The sequence below is a fragment of the Lysobacter sp. P5_B9 genome (assembly GCF_054049835.1).
The window spans coordinates 474452-491199 of record NZ_JBFULP010000001.1 but is presented as its reverse complement, the minus strand read 5'-3'; the positions used below and the strand labels follow the sequence as shown (position 1 = coordinate 491199).

Annotated in this window: 14 protein-coding genes; 9 read left to right on the top strand and 5 right to left on the bottom strand. The window is 67.3% G+C overall.

Going from position 1 to position 16748, the window contains the following annotated elements:
• Window position 1: 1 nt before the first annotated feature.
• Both ACXJJ9_RS02265 and ACXJJ9_RS02260 read right to left on the bottom strand, forming a co-directional pair.
• Window positions 2-625 carry a HutD/Ves family protein gene (locus ACXJJ9_RS02265; RefSeq protein ID WP_457095647.1) on the bottom strand — a complete coding sequence of 208 codons (624 nt, stop codon included), beginning with the start codon at window positions 623-625 and terminating at the stop codon, window positions 2-4.
• Window positions 626-805: 180 nt separating this feature from the next.
• Window positions 806-1150 carry a ComEA family DNA-binding protein gene (locus ACXJJ9_RS02260; RefSeq protein ID WP_457095646.1) on the bottom strand — a complete coding sequence of 115 codons (345 nt, stop codon included), beginning with the start codon at window positions 1148-1150 and terminating at the stop codon, window positions 806-808.
• A 217-nt stretch (window positions 1151-1367) separates the two neighbouring features.
• Here ACXJJ9_RS02260 and ACXJJ9_RS02255 point away from each other — a divergent pair, with 217 nt between their 5' ends.
• Window positions 1368-2873: a M20 family metallopeptidase gene (locus ACXJJ9_RS02255; protein WP_457095645.1), complete on the top strand. Its 1506-nt coding sequence runs from the start codon at window positions 1368-1370 to the stop codon at window positions 2871-2873.
• 168 nt (window positions 2874-3041) lie between these two features.
• Window positions 3042-3302, top strand: a complete 261-nt coding sequence (locus tag ACXJJ9_RS02250; protein ID WP_457095644.1) for a GlsB/YeaQ/YmgE family stress response membrane protein — start codon at window positions 3042-3044, stop codon at window positions 3300-3302.
• Window positions 3303-3377: 75 nt separating this feature from the next.
• Here the strand turns inward: ACXJJ9_RS02250 and cysN are convergent, their stop codons facing one another.
• Together cysN and cysD are read right to left on the bottom strand one after the other, a co-directional pair.
• A complete protein-coding gene (cysN, locus tag ACXJJ9_RS02245; RefSeq protein WP_457095643.1) occupies window positions 3378-5279 on the bottom strand; it encodes a sulfate adenylyltransferase subunit CysN in 1902 nt (633 codons plus the stop codon).
• The gene (cysD, locus tag ACXJJ9_RS02240) at window positions 5279-6187 is read right to left on the bottom strand and encodes a sulfate adenylyltransferase subunit CysD (RefSeq protein WP_457096142.1); all 909 of its coding nucleotides are present in this window, start codon (window positions 6185-6187) and stop codon (window positions 5279-5281) included. Before cysD ends, cysN begins: the two co-directional genes overlap by 1 nt.
• A 238-nt stretch (window positions 6188-6425) precedes the next feature.
• On the opposite strand from cysD, the gene ACXJJ9_RS02235 reads away from it, so the two are divergent.
• From ACXJJ9_RS02235 to ACXJJ9_RS02225, 3 genes are all read left to right on the top strand, one after another.
• A complete protein-coding gene (locus tag ACXJJ9_RS02235; RefSeq protein ID WP_457095642.1) occupies window positions 6426-8270 on the top strand; it encodes an assimilatory sulfite reductase (NADPH) flavoprotein subunit in 1845 nt (614 codons plus the stop codon).
• Between the two features lie 97 nt (window positions 8271-8367).
• Window positions 8368-10086, top strand: coding sequence for an assimilatory sulfite reductase (NADPH) hemoprotein subunit (gene cysI, locus ACXJJ9_RS02230; RefSeq protein ID WP_457095641.1), 1719 nt, complete (start codon window positions 8368-8370; stop codon window positions 10084-10086).
• The gene (locus ACXJJ9_RS02225; RefSeq protein WP_457095640.1) at window positions 10083-10823 is read left to right on the top strand and encodes a phosphoadenylyl-sulfate reductase; all 741 of its coding nucleotides are present in this window, start codon (window positions 10083-10085) and stop codon (window positions 10821-10823) included. The genes cysI and ACXJJ9_RS02225 overlap by 4 nt, the downstream gene beginning before the upstream one ends.
• 271 nt (window positions 10824-11094) lie before the next feature.
• Here ACXJJ9_RS02225 and ACXJJ9_RS02220 read toward each other — a convergent pair whose 3' ends face one another.
• Window positions 11095-12087, bottom strand: coding sequence for a LysR family transcriptional regulator (locus tag ACXJJ9_RS02220; RefSeq protein ID WP_457095639.1), 993 nt, complete (start codon window positions 12085-12087; stop codon window positions 11095-11097).
• Window positions 12088-12351: 264 nt separating this feature from the next.
• Here ACXJJ9_RS02220 and cysG point away from each other — a divergent pair, with 264 nt between their 5' ends.
• The 4 genes from cysG (at window position 12352) to murU (ending at window position 16736) form a co-directional block, all read left to right on the top strand.
• Window positions 12352-13791, top strand: coding sequence for a siroheme synthase CysG (gene cysG / locus ACXJJ9_RS02215; RefSeq protein ID WP_457095638.1), 1440 nt, complete (start codon window positions 12352-12354; stop codon window positions 13789-13791).
• Window positions 13792-13857: 66 nt separating this feature from the next.
• Window positions 13858-14835, top strand: coding sequence for a cysteine synthase A (cysK, locus tag ACXJJ9_RS02210; RefSeq protein WP_457095637.1), 978 nt, complete (start codon window positions 13858-13860; stop codon window positions 14833-14835).
• Between the two features lie 177 nt (window positions 14836-15012).
• A complete protein-coding gene (locus ACXJJ9_RS02205; RefSeq protein WP_457095636.1) occupies window positions 15013-16032 on the top strand; it encodes an aminoglycoside phosphotransferase family protein in 1020 nt (339 codons plus the stop codon).
• Window positions 16029-16736, top strand: coding sequence for an N-acetylmuramate alpha-1-phosphate uridylyltransferase MurU (gene murU, locus ACXJJ9_RS02200; RefSeq protein WP_457095635.1), 708 nt, complete (start codon window positions 16029-16031; stop codon window positions 16734-16736). The genes ACXJJ9_RS02205 and murU overlap by 4 nt, the downstream gene beginning before the upstream one ends.
• Window positions 16737-16748 lie beyond the last annotated feature (12 nt).

Sequence of the window (16748 nt, the reverse complement as noted above, 5' to 3'; positions counted from 1 at the left end):
GTCACCAGGTCACGGCTGCCTGGGCGTCGTTGCGGCTGACGCGCACCAGCAGCAGCTCGCCACCGCCTTCGATCACGTGTCGCAGGCGTTCCGAACCGGCCTGCAGGATCGCGGTGTCGCCCCTTTCCAGCGGTGGCAGGCCGGAGTCGTCGGCAAAACGCGCGCGGCCGGCGAGCAGGTGCACCGCCCACGTCGCGCCCGGCTCGGCAAAGATCACCATCGGCCCCACCAGCGGCCGGTGCCACAACTCGGCCTGCACGCGATCACGCCGCCACATGAGGTTGAAGTCGTGCGTCGGGCCGTCGACGAGTTCGCCCGTGACACCGCGTTCGCCGGCAAAGCAAAGCTTGCCGTGGGGCGGCTGCAGTTCGTGTACTTCGCCATCATCGAAGCGCAGGCGCAGGCCGTTGCCCGATAGCAGGACGAGTTCCCGGTCGATACCGGGGAAGGACGAGAACGCGGAATCGCGTTCGATTTCGGCGATCGACAGGCGCCAGTCCCATTCGCCGGACCCGGGCGACCTGTAGATTTCACGAGTCCAGCCCAGCTGGTTGCGCCAGCGTTCGCGGCGGTACTCGTTTGCCGGAATGACCCAGGAACGGGCGGTCTGTGCGGATTCGGCCATGGCCCAAGTCTAACGTGGCGACGCTGCGCCTCGACCACCGCGCCATGCCCCCGAACCTGCCGTGAGGGTTCACCCGGACCACGAATCCATTCGTGGCCGGGCGACACTTCCTTGTCCAGACTGGGGGTCTGCTTCCTGCGGGCTTCCTGCCCGCGAATACCTGGTCAGCGCTTGCCTAGATCAGCGCTTGGGCACGACCGGGCGGGCAACCGCGGCCGCGGGCTTGCGCGCAACGGCTGGTGCCCCGCCGGCAACGACAATGCGATCGCGATTCTTTTCGACGGTCTTCAGGCCCACGCCCTTCACCAGCGTCAACTGCTCGGCGCTCTTGAAAGCGCCGTTGGCCTTGCGGTAGGCGACGATGGCCTCGGCCTTGCTCGGGCCGATGTTGAGCAGTACGCGGTCGATGGTGGCCGCATCGGCGGTGTTGATGTTGACCTTCTCCGCAGCCTCCGCGGCCAGGGCGCTGCCGGCCATCAGCAGCGAGAGCGCGAGGGTCTGCAACAGGGCGACGAACTTGTTCATGGTGTGGCTCCTTGGGGTTGGTATCGCTTCCGTTCCGGCGATCAGCCGGTGAGGACAGTCTCCGGGTCCGCCAGGGAGCGGCCCATCGGGGGACGGTCCGGTTTCGGGTAGGAAAACCCCACGCTCCGGGCCGGTAAAATCCGGACCTGCGCTAAACTCCCCGTCCTCCGCAATCTCAATTCCAGGGCTTTCCAGAGCCCGCAAGCCGGGAACTTCCATGGATAGCCGCAAGATCGAGCAGTTCGTGTCCGCCAAGTGGGACAACGAAATTGTTCCGCAACTCGTCGAATACATCCGCATCCCCAACAAGTCGCCGATGTTCGATGCGGACTGGGTGAAGCACGGCTACATGGATGCGGCGGTCGCACTGATGGAGAAGTGGGCGCGCGCGCAGACCGTTGCCGGCATGCAGCTGGAAGTCGTGCGCCTGGAAGGCCGCACCCCGCTGATGTTCATCGACATCCCGGCCGCCAACGGCGGCAGCAACGACGACTGCGTGATCCTCTACGGCCATCTCGACAAGCAGCCGGAGATGACCGGTTGGGACGACGACCTCGGCCCGTGGAAGCCGGTGATCAAGGGCGATCGCCTGTACGGCCGCGGCGGTGCGGACGACGGCTATGCGATCTTCGGTTCGCTCACCGCGATCATGGCGCTGCAGGAACAGGGCATCGCCCATTCCCGCTGCGTCGTGTTGATCGAAGCGTGCGAGGAGTCCGGCAGCTACGACTTGCCCGCCTATGTCGACCACCTCGCTGATCGCATCGGCAAGCCCTCGCTCGTCGTGTGCCTGGACTCCGGCTGCGGCAACTACGAACAACTGTGGTGCACTACGTCGCTGCGCGGCCTGGCCGGCGGCAACTTCACGGTGAAGGTGCTGGAAGAAGGGGTGCACTCGGGCGACGCCTCCGGCATCGTGCCTTCGAGTTTCCGCCTGATCCGCCAGCTGCTGTCGCGCATCGAGGACGAAAAAACCGGGCGCATCCTGCTCGAAGGCCTGCACGTGGAAGTGCCGGCCGAACGCCTCGCACAGGCGAAGGAAGCCGCGCGTGTGCTCGATACCGCGATCTTCGACAAATTCCCGCTGGTCAAAGGCCTGAAGCCGATGTTCAACGAGGGTTCCGCCGATGACCTGAGCGAACTCGTGCTCAACCGCACCTGGCGGCCCGCCCTGTCGGTGACCGGCGTGGACGGCATGCCGCCGCTGTCGTCCGCCGGCAACGTGCTGCGTCCCTTCACCGCGGTGAAGCTGTCGCTGCGCCTGCCCCCGACGCTGGAAGGCAAGAAGGCAGGCGACCTGCTCAAGCAGACGTTGGAAGCCAATCCGCCCAACGGTGCGCAGGTCACGATGGAACTGGAAAAGGCCAGCACCGGCTGGAACGCGCCGGCAATGTCGCCGTGGCTGTCCAAGGCGATCGACACCGCGAGCCAGGAGTTCTTCGGCGCACCGGCGATGTACATGGGCGAAGGCGGCACGATTCCGTTCATGGGCATGCTCGGTGAGAAGTTCCCAGGCGCGCAGTTCATGATCACCGGCGTGCTCGGCCCGCACTCGAATGCACATGGCCCGAACGAATTCCTGCACATCCCGATGGGCAAGCGCGTCACCGCATCGGTGTCGCGAGTGATCGCCGATCACCACCTGGCCAGCCAGCGCGGAGAAACCCGGGGCGTGGCGGCGGTGGCCGGTGGCGAGCACCATGGAGGCCACGGCTGCTGCTGATCCTGGTGGCGTCTTGCGAAAAAGCCCGGCTTTGGCCGGGCTTTTTTGTTGGCCGGAGTCCGCCGGCTGCCCTGTCCAGGCCTACGCTGCACCGCAGCGTGCCACCCCCAAGCGGCTGTTAGGATGGCCGCGCCCCACACCAACCAACGATTCAACAGGAGCACATCCATGTTCGAAGGCGTCATTGGTTACATCATCGGCGGCGCAGTCATTGGCATCCTCGCCCGCTTCCTGAAGCCCGGCGCGGACCCGATGGGCTGGATCCTCACCATCCTGCTCGGTATCGCCGGCGCCTACGCCGGCAGCCAGCTGGCCGCCATGCTCAACCTGACCAGCACGCTGATGGTCTGGGCTTGCGCGATCGGCGCAGCCATCATCCTGCTCTTCCTCTACGAAGCCATCCGCAGGAAGACCCCCAGGGCCGCGTGACCACAGCCGCATGGATGCAAAACAAAACCCCGGCAATTGCCGGGGTTTTGTTTTGGGCGTCGCCATGCCGCAGGATCATCCCAGCAGGCGCGCGATCACCTGCTCTGCCAGTGTTTCCGGCGTTTCGTGCACGGTATCGAGCACGAGCTCGGCATGCTCGGGCGCCTCGTACGGCGAATCGATGCCGGTGAAGTTGGGGATCCGTCCCGCCCGCGCCTTCGCGTAGAGCCCTTTCACGTCGCGCCGTTCGGCAACCGCCAGCGGCGTGTCGACGAACACTTCGACGAACTCGCCAGCGTCGAACATCTCGCGCGCCATGCGGCGTTCGGCGCGGAACGGGGAGATGAAGCTCACCAGCACGATCAGGCCGGCGTCGACCATGAGCCTGGCCACCTCGGCGACGCGGCGGATGTTCTCGACGCGGTCCTCGTCGGTGAAGCCCAGGTCCTTGTTGAGCCCATGGCGCACGTTGTCGCCGTCGAGGATGTAGCAATGGTGCCCCATCGCATGCAGGCGCTTCTCGACCAGGTTCGCGACTGTCGACTTGCCCGACCCCGACAAGCCGGTGAACCACGCGCAGCGCGGCACCTGCGCCTTGCTGCGCGCGCGCGCGGCCTTGTCGACGTCGACGTGTTGCCAGTGGATGTTGCCGGCGCGGCGCAGGGCGAAATCGATCGTGCCGGCGGCGACGGTGGCATTGGTCTGGCGATCGATCAGGATGAAGCCGCCGAGCTCGCGGTTGTCGGCATAGGCTTCGAACGCGATCGCGTGGTCGAGGTAGAGGTTGCAGTAACCCACCTCGTTGAGCTCCAGGTGCTTGGCGGCCAGCTGGTCCTGTGTGTTGACGTCGACCTTGTGCTTGATCTCGGTGACGCTGGCACTGACCGTGCGCGTGCCGATCTTGAGCCAGTACGGACGACCCGGCAGCAGGCTGTGTTCGCCCATCCACAACAGGTGCGCGGCGAACTGGTCGGAGACCTGTGGAGGCTGGTTTCCGGCCGCGATCACGTCGCCGCGACTGATGTCGAGTTCGTCGGCCAGCGTGAGCGTGATCGACTGCCCGGCAATGGCGGATTCGACATCGCCCTGGGCGCCCAGTACGCGCGCCACCTTCGAGCGCCGGCCCGAGGGCAACGCCACGATCTCATCGCCCGGCCGGACCACGCCCGCCGCAACCGTGCCGGCGAAACCGCGGAAGTCCTGGTTGGGCCGGTTGACCCACTGCACCGGCAGGCGGAAGCCGATCGCGCCGCCATGCGCGGCGACCTCGACGGTTTCGAGGTATTCGAGCAGGCTCGTGCCCCGGTACCACGGGGTGTTCGGCGAACGTTGCAGCAGGTTGTCGCCCTGCAACGCCGACAGCGGAATCGCGGTGACATGGGCGATGCCCAGTTGCGCCGCCAGTTCGCGGTAACCCGCCACGATCTCGTCGAAGACGGACTGGTCGTACCCGACCAGGTCCATCTTGTTGACCGCCAGCACCACGTGGCGGATGCCGAGCAGCGAAACGATGTAGCTGTGGCGCCGCGTCTGCGTCAGCAGGCCCTTGCGTGCGTCGACCAGCACCACGGCCACTTCGGCCGTGGAGGCACCGGTGGCCATGTTGCGGGTGTACTGCTCGTGGCCGGGGCAATCGGCGACGATGAACTTGCGCTTGTCCGTGCTGAAGAAGCGGTAGGCGACGTCGATGGTGATGCCCTGCTCGCGCTCGGCGGCAAGACCATCCATCAGCAGCGCATAGTCGATGTTGTCGCCCTGCGTGCCGTGGCGGCGGCTGTCCTTGTCGAGCGCGGCGAGCTGGTCCTCGAATAGGCCCTTGCTCTCGTACAGCAGGCGGCCGATCAGCGTGCTCTTGCCATCGTCGACGCTGCCACAGGTGATGAAGCGCAACAGGCCCTTGGTTTCGTGCTGGTGCAGGTAGGCGGCGACGGCGGCCGCGGCGCCGCCCTGGCCAGCATGTACGTTCGCGGCGGCCATCAGAAGTAGCCCTCCTGCTTCTTCTTCTCCATCGACGCCGACGGGTCGTGGTCGATCACCCGACCCTGCCGCTCCGAGGTGGTCGCGACCAGCATCTCGGCAATGATCTTTTCCAGGGTGTCGGCGTCGGACTCGATCGCGCCGGTGAGCGGGTAGCAGCCGAGCGTGCGGAAACGCACCTGCCTGGTCACCGGCGTTTCGCCAGCGCGCAGCGGCAGGCGTTCGTCGTCCACCAGGATCAACGCGCCATCGCGTTCGACCACCGGGCGTTGCGCGGCGAAGTACAACGACGGCACCGGAATCTTCTCGCGGTAGATGTAGAGCCAGACGTCCAGTTCGGTCCAGTTGGAAATCGGGAAGACGCGGACCGATTCGCCCTTGTGGATGCGCGTGTTGTACAGGCTCCACAACTCGGGACGCTGGTTCTTCGGATCCCAGCGGTGCTGTTCGTTACGGAACGAGAAGATGCGTTCCTTGGCGCGCGACTTCTCCTCGTCGCGACGTGCTCCGCCGATGGCGGCATCGAAGCCGAACTTGTCCAGCGCCTGTTTCAGCGCCTGCGTCTTCATCACGTCGGTGTGCACGGTGGCGCCGTGACTGATCGGGCCTATGCCCTGCGCCACGCCTTCGGGATTGGTGTGCACGTGCAGGGTGTTGCCGGTTTCCGCGGCGCGGCGATCGCGGAAGGCGATCATCTCGCGGAACTTCCAACCGGTGTCGACATGCAACAACGGAATCGGCGGCCGGCCAGGCGCAAAGGCCTTGCCGAGCAGGTGCAACAGCACCGAGCTGTCCTTGCCGACCGAATACATCATCACCGGGTTGCGGAACCCGGCCGCAACCTCACGCAGGATATGGATGCTCTCGGCTTCGAGGCGGTCGAGGTGGCTGAGGGCAGGCGGAGGCAGGACGGGAGGACTCACGGACGGCAGGGGCATTGGCTGGAAGTAGCGCTCAAGTGAGCCAATCGTGACTCAAAACGGGGCGGCGTGCCCGGCTGGAGCCGGACCCGATTCGGGACGGCAGTATCGGCGCCATGCTGCGCGTCCGAAATGCGGGCTCGGCATAAGCGCATAGCTGCAAGTCCTTTCCTGCAGCGCGCCCGCATACCTAGCCTTGCGGCATCGACTTCCATCGAGCCGCACGATGTCCGCCGCACCCGCCGCCTTCAGCAGCATCCCCGCGTTCCCCTCCGTGCTTTCGCCGGAGCAGGCCGCGTTGCTCGAGCAGCTGACCGGCGGATTGGATGGCGCCGGGCTGTGGTGGTTGTCCGGCTATGCGGCCGGACTTGCGCGCACGCAGGTCCTGCCAGCGACACGGCAGACGGCACTGGCCATGCCCACGACGCAGGTCGCGGTGCAGCTGACCATCGTGTACGGCAGCCAGACCGGCAACGCACGGCGCATCGCCGAGAAACTCGCGCTGCAGGTCGAAGCCGCGGGGCTGGGCGCACGCCTGGTTCGCGCCGACGCCTATCCAACGCGCGAGCTGAAGAACGAGCGCCACCTCGTCATCGTGATCAGCACGCAGGGCGACGGCGACCCACCGGACGACGCGCGCGGCTTCTTCGACTACATCACCGGCAAGCGCGCGCCGCAGCTGCCTGGACTCCAGTACGCCGTGCTGGCGCTGGGTGATTCAAGCTATCCGCAGTTCTGCGCGATCGGCCGCCGCCTCGACGAGCGCCTGTCCGAACTCGGCGCGAAGCGCTGGTTCGCGCTTGGCGAGGCCGATCTCGACATCGACAGCGTCGCTACACCGTGGCTCGCGAACGCGCTGGCCGCGGCCAGGGAGGCAATGAAACCGCAGCCGCCCTTGGCCACGGTCACGCCGCTGCGTCCGCAGGCCACCGCGGCGAACCTGCATACCCGCGACACCCCCTACCCGGCCGAACTGCTGGTCAACCAACGCATAAGCGGCCGCGGTAGCGACAAAGACATCCGCCATATCGAGTTGTCGTTGGAAGGTTCGGGCCTGCATTACGAAGCCGGCGATGCGCTCGGCATCTGGCCGGTGAATCCACCGCCGCTGGTCGACGCCGTACTGTCGGCGTTTGCGCTCGACGGCGACCAGACCGTCAGCTACGGCGGGGAGACGCTGCCGTTGCGCGAATGGTTGTCGGGCAAGCGCGAACTCACCCGTCTGTCGCGGCCGTTCGTGGCAGCCCATGCCGCGCATGCAGGGAGCGATGAGCTCAACGCCCTGCTCCGCCCGGAGCGTGCCGCCGATTTCGCGCGGTTGCTGGCCCAACAGCAGATCATCGACCTGTTGCGTGGTTATCCGGGCGCATGGAGCGCCGAGGAGTTTGTCGCCGCCCTGCGTCCACTGGTGCCACGCCTGTATTCGATCGCGTCTAGCGCAAGGGCCGTGGGCGAGGAAGCGCACCTGACCGTCGCCCATGTCGAATACGACGTCGACGGCAGTGGAGCCGATGACAGCCGGCGCTGGGGCGCGGCGTCCAGCTTCCTCGCCCGCGCGGCCGAAGGCGAAAAAATTCCCGTTTTCATCGAATCCAACGAGCGCTTCCGTTTGCCGAAGGATGGTGCGCGCGACGTCATCCTGGTCGGTCCGGGCACTGGCGTCGCGCCGTTCCGCGGCTTCATGCAGGAGCGCGCGGTCGCCGGCGCGAGCGGCCGCAACTGGCTGTTCTTCGGCAACCCGCATGCGCGCAGCGACTTCCTCTACCAGCTGGAATGGCAGGAGGCGCTCAGGCGCGGCGAACTGCATCGCCTCGACCTCGCCTTCTCGCGCGACCAGCCGCACAAGGTCTACGTGCAGGACTGCCTGCGCGAACGCGGACGCGACGTCTTCGACTGGCTGCAGGGCGGAGCGCACCTGTACGTCTGCGGCGATGCCACGCGCATGGCCAGGGACGTGCACGCCGCGCTGGTCGAGATCATCGCCACGCACGGCGGCAAGTCGGCCGACGACGCCTCCGATTACCTGAACGACCTGCAGGCGCAAGGGCGCTATGCACGGGACGTGTACTGATGCGCACGACTTCCTTCGCCGTACGTAGCCCGGGTAAGCGCAGCGCACCCGGGATAGCTCCGGCCTGCGGCCTTACCCGGGCTACGAGATCCGATCAATGAGCAACCATTCCGTCGAAGACATCAAGAAATCCAGTGCACGCCTGCGCGGCACGCTGCTGGAGTCGCTCGCCAACCCGGTCACAGGCGCGCTCGCCGACGACGACCAGACGTTGATCAAGTACCACGGCAGTTACCAGCAGGACGACCGCGACGTCCGCGAGGAACGCCGCCTGCAGAAGCTGGAACCCGCCCACAGCTTCATGATCCGCACCCGCACGCCCGGCGGCGTGGTGACGCCGGAACAATGGCTCAAGCTCGATCGCATCGCCACGACCTATGCCGAACGCGGGCTGCGCATCACCACGCGACAGGCGTTCCAGTTCCACGGCGTGATCAAGCGCGAACTCAAGGCGACGATGCAGGCGATCAACGCCGCATTGATCGACACCCTGGCGGCCTGCGGCGACGTCACCCGCAATATCGCCGTGGCGGCCAACCCGCACGAATCCGCGGCGCACGCCCTCGTGCATACGCAAGCCGCGGCGCTGTCGAACCACTTGCTGCCAAATACCCGCGCCTATTACGAGATCTGGCTCGACGAGGAGCGCGTCGCCGGCAGCGGCGAGGAAGAGGAGCGCATCTACGGCGAGACCTACCTGCCGCGCAAGTTCAAGATCGGCTTCGCCATTCCGCCGTACAACGACGTCGACGTATTCGCGCAGGATCTTGGCTTCATCGCCATCATCGAAGACGGGGCCGTCGCCGGCTACAACGTGACCGTCGGCGGCGGCATGGGAGCGACGCATGGCGACGCGGAAACCTATCCGCGCCTGGCCAACGTGATCGGCTTCATCACTCCCGACCAGCTCGATGCCATCGCCGAAGCCGTGATCACCACGCAGCGCGATTGGGGCAACCGCATCGTGCGCAAGCGCGCGCGGCTGAAGTACACGATCGACGATCGCGGGCTGGATGCCTTCAAGGCTGAAGTGGAGCGTCGCGCCGGTTTCTCCCTCCCCCCGGCGCGGCGCTTCGCCTTCGTGCACAACGGCGATCGCTTCGGCTGGCTGCAGGGCGACGACGGCCTGTGGCATCTGACGCTGCGCATCGTCGCGGGGCGCATCTGGGATCGCGAAAAGCCGCATCTGACCGGGCTGCGCGAAGTGGCCACGACGCTGCTGCAGGTCGAGGGTAGCGAGCCCGCGCCCGCGGCCTCAAGGCCGGAATTCCGGATGACGGCGAACCAGAACCTGGTGATCGCCAACATTCCGGCGGACCAGCGTTGGCACATCGATTCGATCGTCGCCTCGCATGGCCTGGGCGAACACACGCGCGCCACACCGGTGCGCCTCAACGCGATCGCCTGCGTCGCCCTGCCGACCTGCGGTCTGGCGATGGCGGAAGCCGAACGCTACCTGCCGGATTTCCTGACCCGCTTCGAAGCGCTGCTGGAAGCGCACGGCCTGCGCGACACCCCGATCAACCTGCGCATCAGCGGCTGCCCCAACGGCTGCTCGCGTCCCTACCTGGGTGAGATCGCGCTCGTTGGCAAGGCCCCGGGCCGCTACAACCTGATGCTCGGCGCGGACCACCGCGGCGAGCGGCTCAACACGCTGTATCGCGAAAACATCGACGAGGCGGCGATCCTCGCCGCGCTCGACCCACTGCTAGCGCAATACACCTCCGGCCGCGAGAGCGGCGAATACTTCGGCGACTTTCTCGTCCGCACGGGTGTCGTCGCCAGCAAGTCACTGCCACTGGAGCTGGTCGCATGAGCCCTCCCGACCCCATCACTGCCGCCGAGTCGCCGCGTGCGCTGGACCAACTCAACCTCTGGCTGGCCGCGCAACCGGCGCAGGAGCGCGTGGCCTGGGGCCTGGCGAATCTCGCCGGCGGCCACGCCCTGTCGTCGAGCTTCGGTGCGCAGGCGGCAGTGTCGCTGCACATGGTGTCGCGGCAGAAGCCGGACATCCCGGTGATCCTGATCGACACGGGCTATCTGTTTCCCGAAACCTATCGCTTCGTCGACGAACTGACCGAGCGCCTTGCGCTCGACCTCAAGGTCTATCGGCCGCAGATCGGCATCGCATGGATGGAAGCGCGCTTCGGCAAGCTGTGGGAACAGGGTCTGGAGGGCCTGGATCGCTACAACCGCCTGCGCAAGGTCGAACCGATGCAGCGCGCGTTGCGCGAGCTGGGGGCGCGGACGTGGATCTCCGGCATCCGTCGCTCGCAGTCGCGCAGCCGCGCGGACACGCCGTTCCTGCAGTTGCACGACGGACGCTGGAAGCTGCATCCGTTGGCGGACTGGAGCGACCGCGATGTATGGAACTACCTGCAGCGGCACGACCTGCCCTATCACCCGCTGTGGCACGAAGGCTATGTCTCGATCGGCGACGTGCATACGACACGGCGGCTGGAAGCCGGGATGAGCGAGGAGGACACGCGGTTCTTCGGACTCAAGCGCGAATGCGGCCTGCACGACGATTGGGGCAATAGCCAGGCGGCATGATTTTTCGCTGTTCTTGCTGTTCCCTCTCCCCGCTTGCTGTTCCCTCTCCCCGCTTGCGGGGAGAGGGTGGCGCAGCCGGGTGAGGGCAAGCCGGAGCTATCAGAGGCTCTGCTACCAAGGGATATCGAGTGCGTAAACGGCATGCACTCGACGCTTCATCGCGGTGTAAGGACGACGGGCGCCGGCGCCCCTCATCCGGTGCTTCGCACCACCTTCTCCCGCAAGCGGGAGAAGGAATTGCGCACCGCCTTCTCCCCGCTAGTGCGGAGAATCACGCGACCTGCTTGAGTGTCTCGCTCAGTTCCGACCAGCTCGGCGGTTCCGGCCAGTCTGGCTCCTGATTGCCGGCGAGGACGCGCTGCAGATCGCGCTGGTCGATCTGCGGTGCCAGCGCATGCAGCAGTTCAATCGTGTAGTCGCGGAGAACGCGCTCGCGTGGCAGCACGGCCCAGGCGATGCATTCGGGGATCGCCGCCGGCGCCGGCAAGGCGACCAGGTCGGTGTCCTCGCGCTCGTTCACCGCCATCTCGGCGAGCAGGCCCACGCCGAGACCGGCGCGCACGTAGGTCTTGATCAGGTCGGCATCGCTCGCGGTCATCGCCAGTTGCGGCTCCAGGCCGGTTTCGGCGAACGCGCGGCGCAGCGACGACTCCGGGCGCACCGACGACTCGTAACTGACCAGCGGTTGCGTAGCCAGTTGGGCCAGCGTCGGCACGATGTGATTGCGCGCGAAGGCGTGCGCACGCTGCACCAGCACCACGCGCTTCCAACGGAACAAGGGGACGGCAATGCCGCCGGCGGGCGCTTCGCCCGCGGTGCTGATCAGGGCGAAATCGGATTCGCCGCGCGCGAGCAGTTCCAGCACCTCGCCTTCCGAACTCGGCAGCAGGTGCACGCTGACGCGCGGATAGGCCTGTTTGAGTTGCGAGATCGCGGGCGGCAACACGAAGCGCGCCTGCGTATGCGTGGTGGCGAGGACGAGGCGACCATGGCCGTCACGGCGCTGGTTGGCGGCGTAGGAACGGATGTTGGCGGCTTCGGCGAGCAGGCGGCGCGCATGCGCGAGCACCTGGACGCCGGCGGGGGTGATGCTTTCGAGGCTGCGGCCCTTGCGTGCGAACAGCAGGAAACCGAGTTCGTCCTCGAGCTGCTTGAGCTGCTTGGACAGGCCGGGCTGCGTGGCGTGCACGCGTTCGGCGGCTTGGGTGATGTTGAGGCCGGAATCGGCGATGGCGGCGAAATAGCGGAGTTGCGTGAGGGTCATGGCGGCGTCGACGGTCGATCAGGTTGCGGGGCGGGGGTTCCGGCCGGGATTACGGAGGCAGACGAGCGGCGCCAGGTACACATCGGGGTAGATTTCATTTTCGTATCTCTTTATGCGGATGAATGGATGAACATTAGCCGGTACCCGGACGCGCTGTCCAGCGCCCGTCATGCCCTGGGGGCATGAAGCCACAGCCGGGGGTCATTTCCGCGGCCTCACCCACAACGCTAGGTTGCAGAACCGCCTCGATTGCCCCCGCCTGCCATGTCCGCGCCTCCCCTCTTCCCGCTGTTCACCAGACTGGCAGGCCGCGCCGTGCTGGTGGTCGGCGGTGGCGCCGTGGCCCGGCGCAAGGTCCAGTCCCTGTTGCCGACCGGGGCGCGGGTATGGGTCGGCGCGGTGCAGTTGGAGCCGCAACTGGCGCAGTGGGCTGCCGAAGGGCGGATCAAGTGTGTCCTTGGCGAATTCGACCCGGCCTGGCTCGATGGCGCGTGGCTGGTGGTGGCCGCGACCGACGATGCAGCGGTCAACCAGGCGGTCGCCGATGCGGCCGAGGTCCGCCGGATCTGGGCCAATGTGGTCGACGATGCGGAACTGTCCACCGTCCACCTCCCCGCCCGGGTCGAGCGCGGCCCGGTGCAGATCGCGATTTCCAGTGGCGGCGGCGCGCCGATGCTGGCGCGACACCTGCGCGAGCAACTGGAGCGCCAGCTGGACGAATCCGTCGGCGCGCTCGCGGAGCTGCTCATCCGTGCCCGCGCCCGCATCCGCTCGCGCCTGCCCGACCTGCCCGCGCGCCGCCGCTTCTTCGATCGTGTGCTGCAGGGGCCGATCCCGGGTCTGCTGCGGCGAGGCGAACATGCCAGAGCGCAGCGTGAACTGATCGCCGCGCTCGAACACCGGCACGCGCCCGAACACGGCAGCGTCGCGCTGGTCGGCGCGGGGCCGGGCGATCCGGGCCTGCTGACGTTGCGGGCCCTGCGCGTATTGAACGAAGCCGACGTGATCCTGCACGACCGCCTCGTCAGCGCCGACGTACTCGCCCTCGCCCGCCGCGACGCGGAGTTCATCGAAGTCGGCAAGCAGGTCGGCGGCGACCACCACGCCACGCAGGAGCGCATCCACCGCTTGCTGCTCGAACACGCGCGCCGCAGGAAGCGCGTGGTGCGCCTCAAGGGCGGCGATCCCTTCGTGTTCGGTCGCGGCGGCGAGGAACTGGAGGTGCTGCGCGAACACGGCATCGATTTCGAGGTCGTGCCCGGCATCACCGCCGCGATCGCCTGCGGCGCCTATGCCGGCATTCCGATGACCCATCGCGAACACGCGCAGTCGGTCCGCTTCATCACCGCGCACACCGGGGACGGCGACGACGCATTCGACTGGGTCGCGCTCGCCCAGGAGAAGCAGACGCTCGCCTTCTACATGGGCGTGTCCGGGCTCGGGCACATCCGCGATCGCCTCATCGCCCACGGGCGCGCGCCGTCCACGCCGTTCGCGATCATCGAAAACGGCACGCGACCGGAGCAACGCGTAGTCCTGGGCACGCTGGCCGATCTGCCGGAGCTGGCACGTTTCCACTCCGTGGGCGCGCCGGCACTGCTGGTCATCGGCGAGGTCGCCGCGCTGGCCACGACGCTGCACTGGTTCGGTAGCGAACCCTTAACAGGCGCAGGCGCAGCATGCGGGTTCGCTCATGCGGCCTGATGCCTCCTGCACGGAATGACCGCCGCCTTCCGCGTCCACACTCCTTTCCCGAATACGCAGATCCCCATGACCATCTACAACAGCATCCTCGACACCATCGGCTCCACGCCCATCGTGAAGCTGCATCGCATCGCCCCGAAGCACGTCACGCTCTACGCCAAGAACGAAGCATTCAACCCCGGTGGTTCCGTGAAGGATCGCCTCGCACTCGCCATCGTGCTCGATGCCGAGCAGAAAGGCGTGCTCAAGCCGGGCCAGACGATCATCGAAGCGACTTCCGGCAACACCGGCGTCGCCCTGGCGATGGTGGCCGCGGCGCGCGGCTATCCGTTCGTGGCGGTGATGACCGAAACCTTCTCGATCGAACGCCGCAAGCTGATGCGCGCCTTCGGTGCGAAAGTGATCCTCACCCCCGCCGCGGAACGCGGCAGCGGCATGGTGCGCCGGGCCCAGGAACTGGCGGACAAGCACGGCTGGTTCCTCGCACGCCAGTTCGAGAACGAGGCCAACCCGGCCTACCACCGCAGCACCACCGGCCCGGAAATCCTGCGCGACTTCGCCGGCCAGCGCCTCGACTATTTCGTCAGCGGCTGGGGCACCGGCGGCACGATCACCGGGGCCGGCGAAGTGCTGAAGCTGGCGCGCCCGGGCATCAAGGTGATCGCCAGCGAACCCGCCGGCGCCGCCCTGCTGTCGGGCAAGGAATGGCAGCCGCACAAGATCCAGGGCTGGACGCCGGACTTCCTGCCCGCGGTCCTCAGCCGCACGATCGCCGACGAGATCCTGCCGGTCGACGACGTCCTGGCGCGCGATACGGCGCGCCGCCTCGCCGTGGAGGAAGGCATCTTCGTCGGCATCTCCGCTGGCGCCACGGTTGCCGCGGCATTGCAGGTCGCGGAACGGGCACCGGAAGGTTCGGTCCTGCTGGCGATGCTGCCCGACACGGGCGAGCGCTATCTCTCCACCTTCCTGTTCGAAGGCGTGAACGAGGGCTCGGACGACGAGTGGCTGGCGTCGCTGGAAGGCCGGACAGCCGCGGCCTGAGCCGCTCGCAGCGGCGCCTGCGGACGAGCCCGGCAGGCGTGACGGCGTAGCCCGGATACCCGGGCTACGCAGCCGTGGTCACACTTTCCCTCGCACTGCGATGCGTTGAACCGGTCTCCTCGCGGAGCGGGTCGCGCGGCGCTGTACTCTTTGCGTCCGATCCACGCGACGCACCGCATGACCGCCACCGACTCCACCGACCGCGAAATCGCCCGACTCGCCTGGGCGCGCGCCGCCACGCGCGACGCGGGCCTGCAGTTGCAGCGCGCATCCGTCGACGCCGGCTTCCGCAGCTACTGGCGCACCACGACTTCGGATGCAGGCACGCAGGGCGCCAGCCTGATCGTCATGGATTCGCCACCCGGGCTTGAGGACGTGCGCCCATGGCTGCGCATCCGGGACCTGCTCGAAGCCGGCGGGGTGCGCGTGCCGCGCGTGCTGGTCCAGGACATCGACGCCGGCTTCCTGCTGCTGGAGGACCTCGGCGGCCCGACGCTGGCGCAGGTGATAACCGCCGATAACGCCGATGCGCATTTCGAGGCCGCGATCGGCCAACTGCTGAAACTGCAGAAGATCGCGCCGCCGCAGGGCATGGGCGAGTTCGGCGAAGCGCTGCTGCAACGCGACGCCGGGCTGTTCGACGAATGGTTCCTGCGCCGCCACCTCGGCATCGAACTCGATTGCGGTGAAGCCGAGCAGCTGCAACTGGTGCAGCGCCGCCTGATGGACAACGCCCTGGCGCAGCCGCGTGTGCTCACCCACCGCGACTTCATGCCGCGCAATCTCATGCCGGTGGCCGACGGGCCGGCGGTGCTCGACTTCCAGGACTGCGTGGTCGGACCGATCGCCTACGACCCGGTCAGCCTGTTCAAGGATGCGTTCCTCAGCTGGCCACTCGGCCGCGTCGACGGCTGGTTCGCGCGCTACCACGCGCGCGCGCTCGAGGCCGGGTTGCCGGTGCCACCGCTTGAACGCTTCCTGCGCGATGCCGACTGGCTCGGCGTGCAGCGCCACCTGAAGATCCTCGGCATCTTCTCGCGACTGCATTACCGCGACGGCAAGGCGAAGTACCTGCCCGATGCGCCGCGTTTCATCGTCTATCTCGACGAAGTACTGCCCCGCTACCCGGAACTGGCGCCATTGCGCGAACTGCTCGACACGCACATCCGCCCCGCCATGGAGCGCGCCGCCGCATGAAAGCTCTGATCTTCGCTGCCGGCCTGGGCGAACGCATGCGGCCATTGACCAACCACAGGCCCAAGCCGCTGCTGGTCGCCGGCGGCAAGTCGTTGATCGCCTGGCACCTGGAGAAACTTGCGGCGATCGGCGTGCGCGATGTCGTCATCAACACCAGCTGGCTGGCGGAGCAGTTCCCCGCCACACTGGGCAACGGCGAACGCTGGGGCCTGCGCCTGCACTATTCCTACGAGGGGCCGACCCCGCTCGAAACCGGCGGCGGCATGTTGCATGCCCTGCCGTTGCTGGGCGAGCAACCCTTCCTGCTGGTCAATGGCGACGTCTGGACGGACTACGACTTCGGCCAGCTGCCGCGCGAGCCAGCCGGTCTGGCCCACCTGGTGATGGTCGATCGGCCGCCACAGGCCACGCACGGCGATTTCGCCCTCGACCCCGACGGCCTGGTGCGCAGCGACGGCGAGGAACGCCTTACCTACGCCGGTCTGGGCATCTACCGCCCACAGCTGCTCGATCACTGGCGCGCGCTCAGCCGCGACGCCGGTGTCGACGAGGTGCCGCCACGGTTTCGCCTGGCGCCGATCCTGCGCGCGCATATGGGCGAAGGCCGCATCCACGGCGAACACCACCGCGGCCGCTGGACAGACGTCGGCACGCCGCAGCGTCTGGCGCAGCTGGACGCGGCACTTGCCTCATCGGTCGACTGACTACCCCTTCCC